19 protein-coding genes are annotated in these 17170 nt (G+C 39.0%); 15 read left to right on the forward strand and 4 right to left on the reverse strand.

Annotated elements, in window-relative coordinates:
- From B4237_RS01510 to B4237_RS01555, 10 genes are all read left to right on the forward strand, one after another.
- Entirely contained in the window at nt 1-1623 is a 1623-nt protein-coding gene (locus B4237_RS01510; RefSeq protein ID WP_286940957.1) for a hypothetical protein, read from the forward strand.
- 50 nt (nt 1624-1673) lie between these two features.
- Nucleotides 1674-2954, forward strand: a complete 1281-nt coding sequence (locus B4237_RS01515; RefSeq protein ID WP_286940959.1) for a hypothetical protein — start codon at nt 1674-1676, stop codon at nt 2952-2954.
- The gene (locus B4237_RS01520) at nt 2951-3250 is read left to right on the forward strand and encodes a carboxypeptidase regulatory-like domain-containing protein (RefSeq protein ID WP_286940961.1); all 300 of its coding nucleotides are present in this window, start codon (nt 2951-2953) and stop codon (nt 3248-3250) included. Before B4237_RS01515 ends, B4237_RS01520 begins: the two co-directional genes overlap by 4 nt.
- A complete protein-coding gene (locus B4237_RS01525) occupies nt 3247-3633 on the forward strand; it encodes a hypothetical protein (protein ID WP_286940964.1) in 387 nt (128 codons plus the stop codon). The genes B4237_RS01520 and B4237_RS01525 overlap by 4 nt, the downstream gene beginning before the upstream one ends.
- Nucleotides 3634-3651: 18 nt before the next feature.
- Nucleotides 3652-5733: a hypothetical protein gene (locus B4237_RS01530; protein WP_286940967.1), complete on the forward strand. Its 2082-nt coding sequence runs from the start codon at nt 3652-3654 to the stop codon at nt 5731-5733.
- Complete coding sequence (locus B4237_RS01535; RefSeq protein ID WP_286940969.1) at nt 5726-5956, forward strand: hypothetical protein; 231 nt, start codon at nt 5726-5728, stop codon at nt 5954-5956. The genes B4237_RS01530 and B4237_RS01535 overlap by 8 nt, the downstream gene beginning before the upstream one ends.
- A 78-nt stretch (nt 5957-6034) precedes the next feature.
- Nucleotides 6035-6307 carry a holin gene (locus tag B4237_RS01540; RefSeq protein WP_061525465.1) on the forward strand — a complete coding sequence of 91 codons (273 nt, stop codon included), beginning with the start codon at nt 6035-6037 and terminating at the stop codon, nt 6305-6307.
- Nucleotides 6291-6797, forward strand: a complete 507-nt coding sequence (locus tag B4237_RS01545) for a lysozyme (RefSeq protein WP_286940972.1) — start codon at nt 6291-6293, stop codon at nt 6795-6797. Before B4237_RS01540 ends, B4237_RS01545 begins: the two co-directional genes overlap by 17 nt.
- Nucleotides 6798-7097: a DUF6527 family protein gene (locus B4237_RS01550; RefSeq protein ID WP_286940975.1), complete on the forward strand. Its 300-nt coding sequence runs from the start codon at nt 6798-6800 to the stop codon at nt 7095-7097.
- 2 nt (nt 7098-7099) lie between these two features.
- Nucleotides 7100-7513 carry a hypothetical protein gene (locus tag B4237_RS01555; RefSeq protein WP_286940976.1) on the forward strand — a complete coding sequence of 138 codons (414 nt, stop codon included), beginning with the start codon at nt 7100-7102 and terminating at the stop codon, nt 7511-7513.
- A gap of 133 nt (nt 7514-7646) precedes the next feature.
- Here B4237_RS01555 and B4237_RS01560 read toward each other — a convergent pair whose 3' ends face one another.
- Both B4237_RS01560 and B4237_RS01565 read right to left on the reverse strand, forming a co-directional pair.
- On the reverse strand, nt 7647-7871 hold the full coding sequence (locus B4237_RS01560; protein WP_278596362.1) for a hypothetical protein: 225 nt from the start codon (nt 7869-7871) through the stop codon (nt 7647-7649).
- A 269-nt stretch (nt 7872-8140) separates the two neighbouring features.
- Complete coding sequence (locus B4237_RS01565) at nt 8141-8791, reverse strand: DJ-1/PfpI family protein (RefSeq protein ID WP_374974067.1); 651 nt, start codon at nt 8789-8791, stop codon at nt 8141-8143.
- Between the two features lie 245 nt (nt 8792-9036).
- On the opposite strand from B4237_RS01565, the gene B4237_RS01570 reads away from it, so the two are divergent.
- The 3 genes from B4237_RS01570 (at nt 9037) to B4237_RS01580 (ending at nt 13875) form a co-directional block, all read left to right on the forward strand.
- A complete protein-coding gene (locus B4237_RS01570; RefSeq protein WP_007481672.1) occupies nt 9037-9855 on the forward strand; it encodes a PhzF family phenazine biosynthesis protein in 819 nt (272 codons plus the stop codon).
- Between the two features lie 145 nt (nt 9856-10000).
- Nucleotides 10001-12769 carry a M16 family metallopeptidase gene (locus B4237_RS01575; RefSeq protein WP_278595511.1) on the forward strand — a complete coding sequence of 923 codons (2769 nt, stop codon included), beginning with the start codon at nt 10001-10003 and terminating at the stop codon, nt 12767-12769.
- Between the two features lie 140 nt (nt 12770-12909).
- A complete protein-coding gene (locus tag B4237_RS01580) occupies nt 12910-13875 on the forward strand; it encodes a calcium/sodium antiporter (protein ID WP_278397491.1) in 966 nt (321 codons plus the stop codon).
- A 72-nt stretch (nt 13876-13947) separates the two neighbouring features.
- On the opposite strand, the gene B4237_RS01585 is transcribed toward B4237_RS01580, so the two are convergent.
- On the reverse strand, nt 13948-14331 hold the full coding sequence (locus tag B4237_RS01585; RefSeq protein WP_004878403.1) for a DUF3144 domain-containing protein: 384 nt from the start codon (nt 14329-14331) through the stop codon (nt 13948-13950).
- Between the two features lie 104 nt (nt 14332-14435).
- On the opposite strand from B4237_RS01585, the gene B4237_RS01590 reads away from it, so the two are divergent.
- Entirely contained in the window at nt 14436-15068 is a 633-nt protein-coding gene (locus B4237_RS01590) for a hypothetical protein (RefSeq protein WP_026094049.1), read from the forward strand.
- Between the two features lie 247 nt (nt 15069-15315).
- On the opposite strand, the gene B4237_RS01595 is transcribed toward B4237_RS01590, so the two are convergent.
- Nucleotides 15316-16764: a CYTH and CHAD domain-containing protein gene (locus B4237_RS01595; RefSeq protein WP_019383956.1), complete on the reverse strand. Its 1449-nt coding sequence runs from the start codon at nt 16762-16764 to the stop codon at nt 15316-15318.
- 176 nt (nt 16765-16940) lie between these two features.
- Here B4237_RS01595 and B4237_RS01600 point away from each other — a divergent pair.
- On the forward strand, nt 16941-17170 hold a 230-nt coding region (locus B4237_RS01600; RefSeq protein WP_286940983.1), incomplete at its 3' end, for a DUF962 domain-containing protein.

A 17170-nucleotide genomic window follows, 5' to 3' on the forward strand; every position in this document is an offset into this window, starting at 1 on the left:
ATGAGTGAAGCATTTTCATTACCTCAGGCAAACCGTGTAGAAGCCGTTCAGGTGCCATACAAGGTATTCTCAAATGTCGACGTACAGGTGAAGTATCGTGATACATCAGGGGTAAATACAGATACAAAACAAGTCACCGCATCAAAGCTCAATTTTGATTTAACCCAAGGCTTTGATGAGCAGATCCTTTCAGGCTCGGTCTGTTTTAAAGTGGGTTCGGATACATTCATTGACCGCAATGGATTGATCTATCGAAATATTGATCCAGCCACAGGAAGTGGCACACAAAGCGGTACGATTCAATATGGTACTGGCGTGATTGATGTTGATAGTTGGACACCGAATGTTGATAACAATCTTGTATTGCAGTCATTAACCACGACAACAGATATGTTGCCCGTGCAGCATGTCAGTTTTCGGACACCGACTATTCCCATTCGCCCTGGTTCTTTAACTGTAGTTGCTGCAGCAATGGCAGGGGGACAGCTGACATTAACCGCAAATGAAGCTGGAGTGATTGAAACAGCTCAAGCGCATGGCTTAGTCAACTTTGAAACAGGTTTTGTTGACATCTACTTCTACACCAAGACTGAAATCACAACTGAAAATCGTGATGAAATCGAAGCGCAAGATTGGTATTTGCCAGAACTAGAATATGTTGAATCAACGCAAACATTCATCAATATACCTTACTGGATAGATCCAACGAGTGTTAGATATAACGCCGTGGCTTATACCTACATTCCACTTGATTCTGAAATCCTTGGACTGAGTGCGACACGTCTGCCACCTGATGGCCGTGTACCGATTTTCCGTGTTGGCGATATTGGCGTGATTGCTTCATCCAAGCTTCAAGAGTTGCCAAGCCACGTAGCAGGGCAAACCTATGATTTAGATGATCAGCGTATATCCTGGTGTGAGCTTGAAGATGCTAACGGTGTTAAAGTGCCTTATGACATGTACACCGTAGATTATGATTATGGGAAAGTGACGTTAAGTGGTGACTTTGCTTTGAATAGTCTTGTTGCACCTGTTTCGGCAGCATATCGTTATCAAGACATGGGTCTCATCAATGATGTACAGATTAATGGTCAAATCACATTAACTAAGCCTGTTACACACAACTATGATGCCGATAACTCGATTGTGGGTTCAGCGTTGGTGGTTGGTGATATGTTTAGTCGCTACACAAGCAAATTTGCACAAAGCACGTGGAATAACGCTTGGGCTGACACAGCAACAGGTGCGCCGATGTCAGCAAACTACAACGATGCTTTGTATCCAATTGCTGTGACGAACAAAGGAGCGATTCAGGAACGTTGGGCAATCGTTTTTACTGACACGACAAACTTTAGAATTATTGGTGAAGTGTCTGGTCAGATTGGCACAGGTAATGTCAATGCTGACTGTATGCCGATTAATCCAGTCACCAGTGAGCCGTACTTTCAAGTTAAAAAAGAGGGCTGGGGTGCAGGCTGGGCATCAGGTAATGTCTTGCGATTCAATTCCATTGCTGCAATGTATCCAATTTGGTGTATTCGTACTGTGAAGCAATCAGAACCAACGGTCCTAAGTGACAATTTCCAGATCATGTATCGTGGCGATATTGATCGGGATATTTAAACAATTAACCTAATGGGCTGCATGTGCAGCCTTTTTTATTGAGTAAAAAAATGGTCGCAAGTACAGATATTAAATTTTATGTGCATAGCAACACCAATGCACCGCAATTACAGAATGCTTATGGCTCAATGATTAATGTGCTTGATGCATGTTTAGTGAATGGTTTTGGTTCGCAAACGGTTTCAACACTGACAGCAAGCGGAACCACAGTCACAGCCACTTTTGGCTCTGCTCACAACTTTATGCAGTACCAAGTGATTAAAATTGCAGGCGCGACACAAACCGAATATAACGGCGAACATCGTATTTTGACTGTGCCGAATGCCAATAGCATTACATTTCAGCTTGCAGCAGCGCCAAGTGTAAGTACAGCAACAGGTACCATTAGTGCATCATTGCCGCCACTCGGCTGGGAAAAACCATTCAGCAGTGTAAACGCAAATGGTGGCGGAAAGGCAGTCTATCGCCAAACCAATGAGTTTTTGCCAAGTCGCCCGTATTTGCGAGTCATTGATGAGCGCGACCCCCTCTGGAATGCGAACTATGCGAAATTTGCAAAAGTGGGCATAGTTGAAGAAATGGCTGATATTGACACAATGCTTGGTGTGCAATCTCCTTTCGATGGCGCAGCACCCAATAAAAATTGGGTAGCAACAGGCACAACAACAAATTCATCCACAATGAATGGTTGGATGAAGTGGTATTACGCACATGGAGAATCTGGAGCGCGACACGTTGCTGAGCCAAATGCGAGTGAAGCAAATACCCCATCGGTAGGCGCTAGGTCTTGGATTCTAATTGGAACAAGTGAAAGTTTTGTTATTGCGGTAAATCCTGGCTTAACATCTATAAACTACATTGTGAACGGGTACGGAAAGTATCAAACCTATTATTCGGGCGACCTGTTTAATGACTATTTGGCTGGCGTGTTATGGAATAGCACAGCATCCTACTCACCTGAAGCAAAAGGTTGGTCGCAAGGATTAGTGCAAGGTTCAACACTCAACACAATTGCGCTATCACGAAAACTTAATGGGGATTCTTTGCATAGCATGGGGAGTGCCTCCGCGCAGCGGCTAACACAGACAGGCAGCCAAAATATTACAGACACCGTTACAAATCTATCAGAAGTGATTTATACAGAAGTCGATCTTTTTGCGGATGGTGTATTTAGAGGGAAATTACCGTTTATTCGATGGTTGTATCAACTCAAACCGATTGCAAATTTTAGTTTCTTTGCTGATGAAGATAAAGTTTTTCTGGCCTTAAATGTTGAGTTTGGAGAACGTCGGGACGGTCAGATGCTTTTGCAAGTTGCGGAGGGGTTATGATTATAGTTAATGATCGCATTAAGCGTAGATTTGTGGGCAGGAGTTCAGCAGAATACAATCCAACAAAAAACCTTAAAATTTTAGGTAGCGTAAAAATGTTAGGTGCTGCGCTAACAACTCCCACACCAATTCTGTTAATTGATTCTATTAGTTTGAATGTGGTTCAGAAAACCATGTCCGATAGAAATGGGGATTATAAATTTGAGTGGCTTACTGCAAAGCCACACATTGTTATAGCTACAAGAACAACCAAAGACCTTAATGCAGTCATTCAAGATAACGTGGTGCCAAAATGAGTAAAACTTCAGTCAATGCTCGGTTTGCCATGATTCAAGCCTTTGCAAGTTTTATGGATAGCGGTAGCCAAAGTGCTACCGTTATTTTTTATGAGGGTGTGCAGCCTGTAGATACATCAGTTTCAGCCGATTCAAACAATGCTTTAGTGACACTCACATTTCCTGAGCCATGCGTTAAAGAAGTCACGCCAGTTTATGTTGAGTTGCATCCGACCAATACAGGTTCAGTTGTTAAGTCTGGCACGGCAGCATGGGCGCGTGTTTATAACGGTGCTGGTGAAGTCGCTGCTGATCTGACAGTGGGTACTGATATTACGCTTGCCAATACCAATTTGGCTTTGGGTGGTACATTGTCAGTCACTTCAATAAAACTCAGACCTTAACTTTGAAAGGGTGCTCATGTGGATTTTAAAAATAAGCTCGGCACCGTTGATGCTCACAACCTAAACCTAAACTTTAAGCCTGATAATACCGACAGCCACAACATCATTCTGAATTTTGAGCATCTAGCCGATGGCTCGACCAATCTCAATTTTGGGGATGATGTATCTGCAACTATTGATACGGTTTTAGATACCAGTTTTGGTTTTGAAGTCACCGCAGTTTATGTTGACAGTGTTGTAAATAGTGCAGTCATCGACACGGTGCTTGATACCGAGTTTATCTTTGAAGTTGAAGCAGTATTTGAAGAAAATATCAATGTCATCGGGCAGATTGATACTGTATTAAATACCAGTTTCAGCTTTGAGATTGTTGCGGAATTTGCAGAAAACCTATGCACGATTGACACGGTTTTAGATACTAATTTCAGCTTTGAAGTTGCTGCTGTATTTGATATTAATTTCATTTTAGGACTTAATCATTTAAGTGTTTTTAGTTATCAAAAGGCTGCACATGCATTACTTGAACAACATCTGAGATATGGCAAAGCAAGATTTAAGGCGCAGAACAGCGCCTTTATTTTTGAGCGTGGTTTAAGTCTATCCAATGCTGTGATGACAAGTTTTGATAAAACTCAACAGCTACAGCGCGCAGTCCGTTCTGTATTTGAAGAAACAACAGGATTGTCCAGTGATTTAAACTTGGTTTGGCAAGAGAATGACAAGCGCTTTATTGCTAGAACGCTGATATTTGAAGAATCTGAAAAGTTATTGATTCATCGTCAAACCAGTTGGGATGAAATGATTAGAAAGCGTAAGAAAATTACGTTTAGTCATGAAGTCGCAGAAGTTTTTGAAAAGCGATTTACATTCATCCACGACAAAGGATTAGAGCTGGTTACTACTAATTCTATTCCGTGGGAAGTGGCAAGGGCAGTTTATTACCGCAAATCTAAAGTAGATCCAATCGATCCGCAGCCAAAGCCTGAATATGTTGGATCACCTGATCTTAATTTTATTTGTTTATGTCATGACATTGATTCTCACAACGTCATTTTAAATTTTGGTGCTGATGAATGCTTACCTAGCTCAGTACCTGTTGATTGGTGGTATATCGTGAATGAAATCAAAGTAACTCGTTTAGACAACGGACAAGAGATTCAAATTTATAGTGGTGATTACAGTACAGATCGAAGCAGTTGGAGTTGGTCTTATAATCTTTCGATACCATTTTATGAAAAATCTAAAACTGAGCCGATCAATGGAAAACCAGTGATCTTAAAAATCATGATCAATGGTAATGAACATCGAATGCTTCTTGAAAATATCAGCCGCTCAAGACAGTTCGGCAAAGATGTTTACAAGCTCTCAGGTCGTAGTCCTACTGCATTACTTGATGCGCCATATTCACCGACAAGATCTTTCACTCAAGAGAGTGAAAGAACGTCGGTGCAACTGGTTCAAGCTGAGCTTGATAGAGTGAACAGTGATATTGTGTTGAATTGGGATCTGATTGATGCGCTAGGTTGGATCTTACCACCTGAAAGCTTGAGCTATTCGAATCTGACACCGATAGCCGCGATTAAATTAATTGTAGAAGCTGCTGGAGGCTTTATTTACAGTGAGCCAAATAGCAATACATTGACAATCAAGCCGCGTTATAAAAAGACCTGGTGGGATTCAATTGCGATTGATGATTATGACCGGGTAATTCCAGAAAATATTGTCACAGATCAATCGACTGATTATCAGCCATATCCCGATTATAACGGGGTATTTCTTACTAACGACCGTACAGGTGACACAGGTCAAGTAAAGCGAATTGGAACTTCGGGTGATGTGCTTCAAGAATCGATCAATAGTCCATTGCTGACATCAACTACAGTGATGCATAGCAAAGGTCGTGAAGTTCTAGCCAAAGCTGGCATGGTTGAGACACATAGCTTATTGATGCCAATTACTCAGCAAATCGGTTTGTGTTTACCAGGTGAATTGGTCGCATTTAATGGTGATTGGTGGGGTATTGTCGATGGCGTCAGCGGTTCATTCACTCATAAGCTTGTGAATCAGACCGTTAAGATTGAGAGGGTGAATCGTGAGTAATATCTATAATCGCTTCTTTGAGATGTTACCTAAAACGCCCGAATTTATAGGCACAGTTCAAAATGCAGATCATCCAAATTACAAAGTATTGGTGGCTGATGGTACAGGGCTTGTGCTTTGCACCAGTGCAACAGTCTTTAACATGGGGGCAAAGGTTTATATCAGTGGTAATGAAATAAAGCGAAGTGCGCCCACGGGCGTTGTATATCAAATCGAAGTTTAACTATTAGTCCGATGATGGATTGGACAACCAAAAACTACCGCCTTTACAGGCGGTTTTTTATTATCTGGAGAAATGAAAATGTCGGAAAACTCTGCTGTAGAAGCGAGTGCGGTAGCAATAAGTCAAAAAGTCACAGCAACAAGTGGTGTTTCTTCATTTGTGGGGTTCGCTACGAAAATTGATGTCATAGCGTGGGGTGGTTTAATCATCGCAGCGATCGGTTTAATGATTCAACTTTACTTTGCAGTACAAAAAAATCGGCGTGAAAAAATTGAACATGAAATGAAGAAAGCTGAACACAAGCTACGTGTTCAAAATCTAAAAGGTGAGTGTGATGTCAAACAAAACTAAGATTTCAGTAGTCCTTCTAGCAGCTTCGGCTGCTTTTTTTACGTCTTTAATTGGATATGAAGGCTATTCCTCAAAGCCTTATAAAGACACTGGAGGTGTGGCCACAATTGGCATCGGCTCAACTCAATACGAGAATGGCGCTAAAGTCAAAATGACAGACAAGCCAATTAATCAAAAAAGAGCGGTGCAAATCGCACAAGCGCATATCGCCAAAGATGAACAGGTTTTTCGTCAGTCGTTGCAGGGCGTGAAGTTATCACAAGCTGAATACGATCTGTATTTAGATTTTTCTTATCAATATGGAGCAACTACATTCGCAAAATCATCAATGCTTCGCAATTTAAAAGCGGGAAAGTACAGAGCAGCTTGTGATTCATTGCTCAAGTACAAGTACGTTGCAAAACGAGATTGCAGCATTAGAAAAAACAACTGTTATGGCGTTTGGACTCGACAACTTGAGCGTCATAAGAAGTGTGTGGGAGTGAATTAAATGGAAATTTGGACAAAAGTCAGCAAGGTTTTGACACATTCAAGTAATGGGTTCTACTTAATTCAATGCCCAGGTTGTAAGCAACTGCATATGTTGAATGTTGATCCATCGCGTCCTCAATGTTGGCAGTTTGACGGAAATGTTGAAAAACCAACATTTTCTCCATCTTTAATGGTCAACGGCAGTCAGCCTGATAAACGCTGTCATTCATTTATACGAAATGGCCAGATTCAATTCTTATCAGATTGTCATCATGACTTAGCTGGTCAAACAGTCGATTTACCAATGATTGAGGAATAGTAATGACTTGGATTTTATTAAACAAGCGATGGTCTCTGATCATCGTTTTGTCATTGTTGTATCTAGTGCAGATTGCGTACACATATCACTTGGTTGGAAAGCTAAAAGCAGCAGATCAAAAGTGCGTGGCACAGATCAAAGAAATCGAGCATAAACAAGTTAAGGCACTTGCTGAAGCTCAGAATAAAGCAAACAAAGCGAGTGCTGATTATGAACAAATCAAAGCAGAACAACGCGCAAAAGTCGAAACCGTTACGCGTACAGTGCAAAAGATCGTTGAGCGTCCTATTTATCAGCGTGATTGCTTTGACGCTTCTGGGCTGTCAGAAATCAACAGTCTTATTAAAAACGACAGTGCCCGCGAATCTAATTCAACCATGTCCGACTTTGAACCAGATCGAATCGGGCACAGGTAAAGATGTTTTATTATGGGCTGTCGATACTGTAGCCAAGTACAATGAATGTGATTCAAAACATGCGGCACTGGTGAAAGCTCTCAATTAAAACTCTATTAGTGTTTGCTTGCAGTGTGTTCAACATTAGCAAGCATCACTCTCTCTTAATTTCCACACCTTTTAACTTCCTTCCTCGCGTCACCAAAAATCTATCAGCTTCTCTTTTCTCCAAAAACTTTATCGCATTGTCTTTGTCATCTAAAAATACATACTGCTGAGTTACAATCGCATCAATATCTGAATAGTCTTGATATTCTTCATGTGTCGTTGTTTGAATATGTAGATAGAGATTTCCTTTCTTTATGTAGAAGTAGCGCATTTTTATTCTTGTTCATTAGTTGGATAGTTTCTATAATCTACCTATCGAGATTTGATGTAAATATTACTGTTTTTAAATGTGTTGTACATGCATGTGTACATAAAATTTTAAACAGAAAATATGAAATACAATAAGTTATTGATTTATAACTATAATAATAAAAATATAGTCATTCAACATATGGAAGATTGATTTCTATTCAGTCGAGAAAACAGAGCGCTATGATCCGCTCTGTTTTTATTTTCAGTTAAGAATTCCTGTCGTAATTTTTAGCCTACTATTTCAGTGGTTGTTAGTTTAGAAAAAGTATCTACATTTGGATCATTATTCCAAATATATTCAGCTTCTTCTGCACATAACTGCGCAACTTTTTCACCTTGAGTCTCGTGGATAAATGCAAGGGTCATATCCATTCCCGCACTCACACCTGAAGATGTATAAAATTTTCCATCAACTACCCAACGTGCTTGTGCTTGCCATAACACTTTGTCATTTAACTTTTTGACGAGTTCAAAGGCCATTTTATTCGAAGTGGCTTTGATTCCATCAAGAATACCTGTCGCAGCAAGCAGTGAGCTACCCGTACAAATACTCAGCACAGAGCCACTTTGTGAAGCTAAAGTTTTTAGCTCATCTAGGAATGCTTGATTTTTAAGCAGTTCAAAAGTGACGATACCCCCTGGTACAACTAAAATACTTTGGCTATTGATTTCCATTGCCTGAAAAGCTTGAGTTTGAACTGTGACCCCATGTTTATTGGAAATTAATCCGCCATGTAGACTATAGAATTGCACTTGATAATGGGTTTGCAGTAAGCCAAAGAGTTCAACAGGCCCCATAATATCGAGCGTCTCAAAGTCATCAAATACGATAGCATTTACTGGAATAGGCACTTTATTTCTCACAGATTTAATCTGCATAACACCATAAAGAGCTGCCTATTTTTATGTGTGAATAACTGTATTGCTTATTTTTATTTATGCTAAATCATTGGACTTTTGAGTTGATCTGATAGCAAGCGATGCCTGAATTTAGAAGATTTTTTGAACATTCGAGAGACCAAGTATTTAAAAAAGTAGGTGTATCGAAAATTTAGAAAAAACTGTATCTATGATTTATCTACCAAACGTTCAAAATAACTGAAAATTAGAGAAGGTGCTGTGACATGAAAATGTATCAAGTTGATGCTTTTACAAAAGAATTATTCAAAGGAAATCCAGCGGCAGTTTTTGTGATGGATGAATGGTTAGATGAACAGCTGATGCAAAATATTGCCATGGAAAACAATCTATCAGAAACGGCTTTTGTGAAAACGCTTGATGAGAGCAACTATGAGATTCGTTGGTTCTCTCCAACGGATGAAGTTGCATTCTGCGGTCATGCCACTTTAGCCAGTGCTTTTGTTCTTTTTAAGGATTTTACCACGGCGAAAACAATTCAATTCCATGTACGTGAATTGGGGATTTTTATTGTTAGCCAAGATGCAGATGGCAAAATAAAAATGAACTTTCCGATTCGTAAAGCTGAATTAGTTTCTGAGTATCCACAAGCGTTACGTGATGGATTAACCAAGCCGTTTAAAGCAGTTTATCGAAATGCTCAAGCTTATATTGTTGAGTATGAAACAGTGCAAGATGTATTGGACGAGCGACCTGACTTGGAAAAACTCAAATTATTGGGACAAGTCCGTACAGCGATTACGGCATCTCAGCCAGATGTTGCAATTACAGCACGAGGAGAAGGGCAGTTTGATTGTGTATCCCGTTATTTTGCGCCAGCAATTGGGATTGATGAAGACCCTGTAACGGGTTCAATCCACACTGCGATTGTACCTCTTTGGGCTGAAAAATTAGATCAGACAAGATTAATTGCTTTACAAGCTTCTAAACGTGGTGGGATTTTAGAATGTGTTATCGCATCTGAAGATCGTATTGAAATCTCAGGTTATGCACATCTGTATATGCAAGCGGAACTTACGCTTTAAGTTTTTAACTAAATCAATATAAAAACAAAGAAAAAAGCTGTTTAAATAAGCAGCTTTTTTCAAAACATAACTATTAAAGATGCGAATCATTCTCTACTATAGTCTGTCATTTTTATTTAAATCACCAAAAATAATTGGATAATCTATGTTAATGCGGTTTAAGCAGCTTACTCTCTCTCTTTGTTTAATCGGGTTGAGTGCAGCGTCTTGGTCTCAGACGGTGCTCGTAAAAAGTGAAAAGAATATTGAGGAATATAAATTAGATAATGGTTTTAGAGTTATTCTTGCTCCAAACGATAAAGAAAATAAAGTTTATGTAAATACCGTTTATTTAACAGGTTCGTTAAATGATCCAAAAGGTAAAGGTGGTCTGGCTCATTTACTTGAACATTTGGCATTTAAAGGCACACAAAATGTTAAAGGTGAAGAGTTCCAGCGCCGTTTAGATCAATACACATTAATGACCAATGCCAGTACGGATTATTATTCGACTAAGTACTTAAATATTGTTCGCCCTGAAAAAAATGCATTGAATGAAATTCTATACCTTGAGTCTGAGCGTATGGATAAATTGGTGTTGCAAGAAAAGTTCGTTCCTTCTGAAATTGAAATCGTAAAACGTGAACGTGAAATCCGTATGGATCAACCTTTTGCTGTTTTATTAGATCAGATGTGGAAAGCCGCTTATGGCAATCAATATTTAGGTCGTTTGCCGATTGGTGATTTACCAGAGTTAAAATCTATAAAAATGAATGAGCTGAATCAGTTTTATAGAACATGGTATGCACCAAATAATGCAGTGATGGTGATTTCAGGAAAATTTGATAAGGCTGAAGTTTTAAGCAAAATCGACCAATATTTCAGTCCGATTGCTGCTCGTCCTGTACCTGCACCAGTCCAAGTGCCAGTCTTAGATTCAAGTAAAATTGAACAACGTCAGTTTACCGTTCAAAAGGGCAGTGACTTAGCCAAATTCCATATTTACATGAATGGAAAAAATACAGCATTACAACCAACTTTAGCACTCGCACCTGCACTATATACAATGCAACCAAGTGGAGTGTTGTATAAGAGTATGGTTGAAACGGGTATAAGCACCGCTGTGCAATCGACAACATGGTTAGATCAAGATTTTAATGTTGTGTTTATGGGGGCAATTTACGCACCAAATCATGATGCTAAAAAAGTCGATGAATCTTTAAAAGTCGGTGTTGAAAATAGCCAGCCATTTACTGAAGCTGAATTGCAACGCATTAAAAATATCACCCAAAACTCTGCTGATACAATTATGAATGATGCGGTGGCTTTAGGTTCTCGTTTAAGTGATTATGCTGTTTCATCTCATGGTCAATGGGATCAATATTTTAAAGATTTACAAGCAGTTCAAGATTTAAAACTTGATGATGCGAATAAGACATTGAAACAGTTTTTAGTGTCATCACATCGTATTTCAGGCGACATATTACCTACGCCTGAAGATCAAAAGAAAGCGATGACTTTGAAAACACAGGATAAACCAAAAACTTTGGATCAAACTGCTGAAAAGCCTGAACCAATGAAAGATCCAAGCGTGTATAAACAAGAAGTTGCTCAGTTTGTTGCCCAGTCTGCACAAGAATTGCAAAAGAATGAGCAGAAGATCAAACGCGGTGAATTAAAGAATGGGATTCGCTACGCTTTGTTCCCAACATCGACTCGTGATGATAAAACCTATGCGACGATTAGCTTAGACTTCGGTAACGAAAAATCATTGTTTGGCAAAGGTGTTACTTTAGATTTAACCAGTTATTTAATGCTGCGCGGTTCAGAGAAACATACCTTGCAAGAAATTACTGATAAAGCCATTGCTGCAAGTGGTGGTGCGTCAGTCAGTTCAAATGGCAATGGTTTTACGATCGTTGTTCAAGCGAAGAAAGATAAGTTTGAGGATTTCTTAAACTTCATTATTGATGTCATTAAACAACCAAAATTCTCGCAAACTGAATTTGATTTAGCAAAAAATCAAAGCTTGTCTGTTTTAGATCGACCATATACTGAACCTGCGGTAGTGGCTTCAATGACACTCTCTAAAATTCTAGAGATTTATCAGCCGGGTGATTTACGTTATCACTTTGAACCTGAACTTGCGAAAAAAGAAATCAGTAATTCGACTCAAGCTCAAGTAAAACAATTCTATGATCAGTTCTTTGTTACTGATCATGCTCAGATTGCTGTGACAGGTGATTTTGATGCGAAGAAAATGCAAAAAACGTTGCAGAAAGCTTTTGGTTCTTGGAAATCAAAACAACCTTATGAAAAGGTAACTGGGCAATATACCGTTTATAAAGCACAGAAAGTTCATGCGCTTTCTGAACAGCGTGAATTTGGTAGTTATCAAAGTATTTTGGCACTTCCTGTAGGTTCATATCATCAAGATGCACCAGCATTGATCGTACTCAGCCATATTCTAGGTAATTCGCAATTGTCTTCTCGTTTAGCGCAAGAGCTACGTGAGAAAAATGCATTAGTTTACGGTTTTGGTAGTGGCTTAGACTTAGATCCAGATGTGAATGATGGTACGCTAAGTATTACGGCAAACTATACTTCTGGTCGTTCTGATCAAGTTTCTCAATCTGTACATAAAGTGTTGAATGAGCTTTTGAGTAAAGGTGTGACTGAACAAGAAGTTGAAGCTGCAAAAGCAGACATTATGAAAAAACGTGTGACTTCTTTGGAAGATGAACGAAATATTCATGGGATGCTCACTGGTCAATTAGAGCGTAATAAAACGCTACTTGATCGTGCTACTCGAGATCAAGCACTTGCTAAATTAACCAAAGCAGATGTAGATGCAGTGATTAAAAAATACATCAAGTTAGATCATTTTGTTGAGGTGATGGCTGATCAATATGGACAGGCTCAGAACTCTCAATAATTTATTGAATATAGTGGGTTAGCTTTAGCTAGCAACCTTACTTAGATGCAAGTAGATAGATCGTTTCTTTCTGCTTGCATTTTATTATGCGTACAATCAATTGTTATGATGTTGATCATTATAAATAGAGGAAAAAAATCATGCTTTGGGCTGTGATCGCGGTCATTCTCGGATTGGTATTATTAGTCTGGAGCGCAGACAAGTTTATTGATGGTGCTTCAGCAACCGCAAGTCATTTTGGTATGCCACCATTATTGGTTGGTATGGTGATTGTTGGCTTCGGGACGTCTGCACCTGAAATTGTTGTTTCTGTGATGGCTGCGATAGATGGCAATCCAGGACTGGCATTAGGCAATGCTTATGGCTCCAATATCGCAAATATTGCATTAATACTTGGTGTTACTGTTCTAATTCAACCGATCATGGTGCATTCCGCTGTCGTGCGTAAAGAACTTCCTCTGTTATTGCTTGTGACAGGTATTTGTATTTTCCAGATCTTTGATGGTGTGCTTAGTCGAAATGATGCCATTATTATGCTGTTGATGCTTGTTCTATATATGGGCTGGACGATTTGGCAAGGAATGAGAAACCAAAGTGATGTATTAAGTCATGAGTTTGATCACCAATTACAAGAGAAAGAAGTTCCTTTAAAAACATCAATATTTCAGTTGATTTTTGGTCTGATTGTCTTAGTGATTAGTTCGCGACTATTGGTTTGGGGAGCCGTGGAAATCGCTCAAGCTTTTGGTGTGAGCGAGCTGATTATTGGCTTAACCGTTGTTGCTGTTGGTACATCCTTACCTGAGTTGGCATCTTCTATTGCAGCGGCCCGAAAAGGAGAGCTTGATATTGCGATTGGCAATGTGATCGGCTCAAATATGTTTAATACACTTGCTGTGGTTGGGCTTGCTGGCGTAATTCATCCAACGATAGTGCCACCAGAAGTCTTACAGCGCGATATGGTTGTCATGGGCACACTGACATTGAGCTTGTTACTTTTCACGTTGAGCTTTAAAGGGCAAGGGCGGATTGGACGCGTTAAAGGTAGTATCTGGCTATTTAGTTTTGTTGCATACACATGTTATTTGATTAATACTGCATTTTAAATGAAAAGGCATTGAAATATTCAATGCCTTTTTCTTATTGAGGAATGAAATAGTCCTTCCCGAATATTCGAATTAGTGATCATGTTTATGCGCGTGAAAGTCTTCGTTTTTACGGAAGCGAAGATAGTTTTCAAATTGTTCGCAATATTCATCAAAATTATCTTCTAACATCATTTGGAATTGTTGGAGTAAATAAGACATCACTTGTTCTTTCGCTTCACGCATTTCTTCGCCATCTTTAAAGTTATTGGCAGCAACCCACGTATTAAAACGGGCAGTGGCAAATAACATAGCCGCGCTAACTTGACCACGTAATTCTTCTGGCTTTGCTTGTTGACCTTTCGGTGGGCGACAGAAATCATTAGCTTGTTTGATAAACTCATCCGCACGCTCAAAAAACACCGCATTTAAAGCTTCTTCTTCCGTTACATCAGTGGCATTAATTTTTTGAGACATGGTAATTCCAAACAACAAATAAGACACATTATTATAGACAAAGCCTTGTCGAAACTAAACCTTTGCCTTAATCTAAAATAGCCTAAGCAATTCGGATCAAGATGATGCAAGATGCGATCGCCATTCAAAGTCTAAAAACAGATATTGCCTTACTTCGTCAACATATTTATCCACCACAATACTTGCAGCATGTCGAGGGTTTGCCAATTTATTATGGATTGAAAGAAGAAGTTGAAGAATATTATCGTCAATGGCAGCCTTTAATCGAAAGAGCACAGCAGTTGTGTCAGCCGTTTATGGAGGATGAGGCTGTGGATGCGATTCATCTACCAAGCCATTTAAATTTGCCCTTGTTTTTCTTTCATGTAGATCGAATACGTATTAATAAAACGCGAGCTAAAGAATCAAAGACCTTTCGTGGTGTGGCTGCTTTGGTGGAGAAGTGTGGGCAATTTGATACAGATCAAATTTTTGCGATGCAGGAATGGTTGGGAAGTGATGACACGGCAGCTTTGGTTGCTCATCGTGAATTTATTGATTTACGAACTTATGTGTTTCAGCATGGACAAAGTGAATATACACGAACACGTTTTTATATGAATGGCGTGATTCTGAGTGTTGAGCCACATTTTAAATTAGTAGATGCACGGGATAAGCTACGTAAGCAGCGTAATGATAGTTATAGTGATCCGATTGCAGATAATGGGACTTGGAGAATTTTTGGGAAATATCGGTAAATGATTTAATCTCAACATGAAGATATTATTTGTCTGCTCAAGAATTAATTTCCATTTTTCGTTAAAGTTGGTATTACTTAGAAAATTATGAGTAATTTGATTCCGCTGGTATCTGTTATACTTTACTTTTCACGGATGAAAAGTAATAAAAATCCTGTGTTTGGCTGATGATACATCTTTGTATCACAGCCAAACGGGCGGCATTTATGCCGCCAGCACTATAATTCTTTAGTAGCTAATAATACTCTTATCCCCAAAAAATATCTTTAGCTGATAAACATTGCAGCTTTTTATTGGCTTTTTTGAGTACGTGAGGTTGTTGCGCTTTGATCCAACCTAATGCAAATAGAAATTCTGGTTGCTTTACTGCCTGTTGCTCAAAGATATTTTCAGCAACATAGAGATCATTATAAAAACCTAAGTATTCCTGAATAGGCTGTAGTTTGTCTAAAAATGGTTGGACTTTTTTCTCAGGATAAAGACCTGCAATAAAGTCGATGCAGTAACGCAATTGTTTAACACGTTTACGAGTGCGATGTTGTTGCTCAACAGGAAGGTCCAGAAACTGAGCTGAGTCTTTTAGAATTTTGGCGTACAATTTCGATAAGCTTTTTGCTGCCTGTTTAGATAGTTTGGCTTTATGTTCATTTTCACTATACACAAAGTTCAATAATGATAAAAATAACTGCGTTGTTTTGGGATGGCTAAACTGTTGAGCAATGTCCTTTGTTTGATTGGCGATCAGCGGAAATTCAAAATGCGATACCTGTTGAACCAAAGGAATGACAGCGTCTTTGATTGCATCAAGATCACGAGATTGCCCTAGAGCTTGGAAAATTTCTGCCAATTGGCTTTCCCATGTTGGATCAATTTGTGTTGACCAATTGGAAAAATGTTTCAAAGCAGAACGCAAGCGGCGTAATCCAACACGCGCTTGATGGACATGAGTCGCTTCGGCAACACCATCTGCAATTGCAGCTGCATTAGGCAGAATATGGTTCAAGGTATTTTCAATAATCTGTTTTATTGCTTGTTCGGCACTGGCATTTGATTCTAAATTTAACGATTTCGCTTTGGTGGCTGGAGAAACCCTTTTGCCAATAGCCAATAAATTACCGCGTTCCGCTTTACTTCGGACATCGAGCCATAACTGATATTTTTCTACCCAAGTTTTAGAGAAAAGAATTAAATCTTGAGCAGAACCTTGTTTCAGTTCAAATTCTACCTCACAGATTTTTGCTTGATCGGTAGGTGTACGGATTTCTCCGTCATCTAAGCAGACTTCTATTTTTGAGTTTTCAAATTCAAATACATGAAAGCTTCTTTGTACATCAGTTTGAAACTGCAAGATTAATTCTGGAGCATTATTACCCAAAATATCACGTAGGACACTTTGAACAGTTTGGTTATGTTTATAAAGAGATAGATCGAGTTCAGGTTCTTCTGCGCATTTACCCAAGAAAATATCTTCTTCGATACGCTGTAAATGATTTTTGCTCGCCGCTTTAAATGTCTGTACCCAATGTTCACCTTCTTGACGTAGACGAATCGCAACGTAATTTTTCGCAAGTAGGCGGTCTGCCGTATCGTAATACTTAGCTTGTAAACGAATTTTCTGTGCTTTTTGCTTATTTAAAGTTTGTAAGACATTTTTTTTCTTAGATTCAGGAAGTTGAAATTTTAACTCTATTTCCATGATGTAACGACTCCTGATCAATGAGACTGATAAATATAAAATGAGTATAACCTGTTGATCTTAACAATTATTGTAAAGTTGTTTTAAGTTGGAAAAGGATGGTATGCAATGACTTTATTTTGAACAAAAAATGCATTAACGTGTGCTAAGCCTTATAAGATTAGGATGATCATAAAATGAATGCGCCAGCAAATTTACCTCAGCCAGTGGAATTCTCTTTGCCTATTAAAAACTACAATGAGTTTTACCGATTTTATTTAACTGAGCATCGAAATATTACGAGCCGCCGTTTGCATGTTGTAGGCAGTTCGATCGGTTTGTATTTCTGGAGTAAAGCAATCCGCCAACGCAAGGCAAAATATTTGGCTTATGGTTTATTATCTGGTTACGCTTGTGCATGGGTGGG

It is taken from the genome of Acinetobacter sp. UBA6526 (assembly GCF_002434875.1).
Lineage (GTDB): Bacteria > Pseudomonadota > Gammaproteobacteria > Pseudomonadales > Moraxellaceae > Acinetobacter > Acinetobacter venetianus.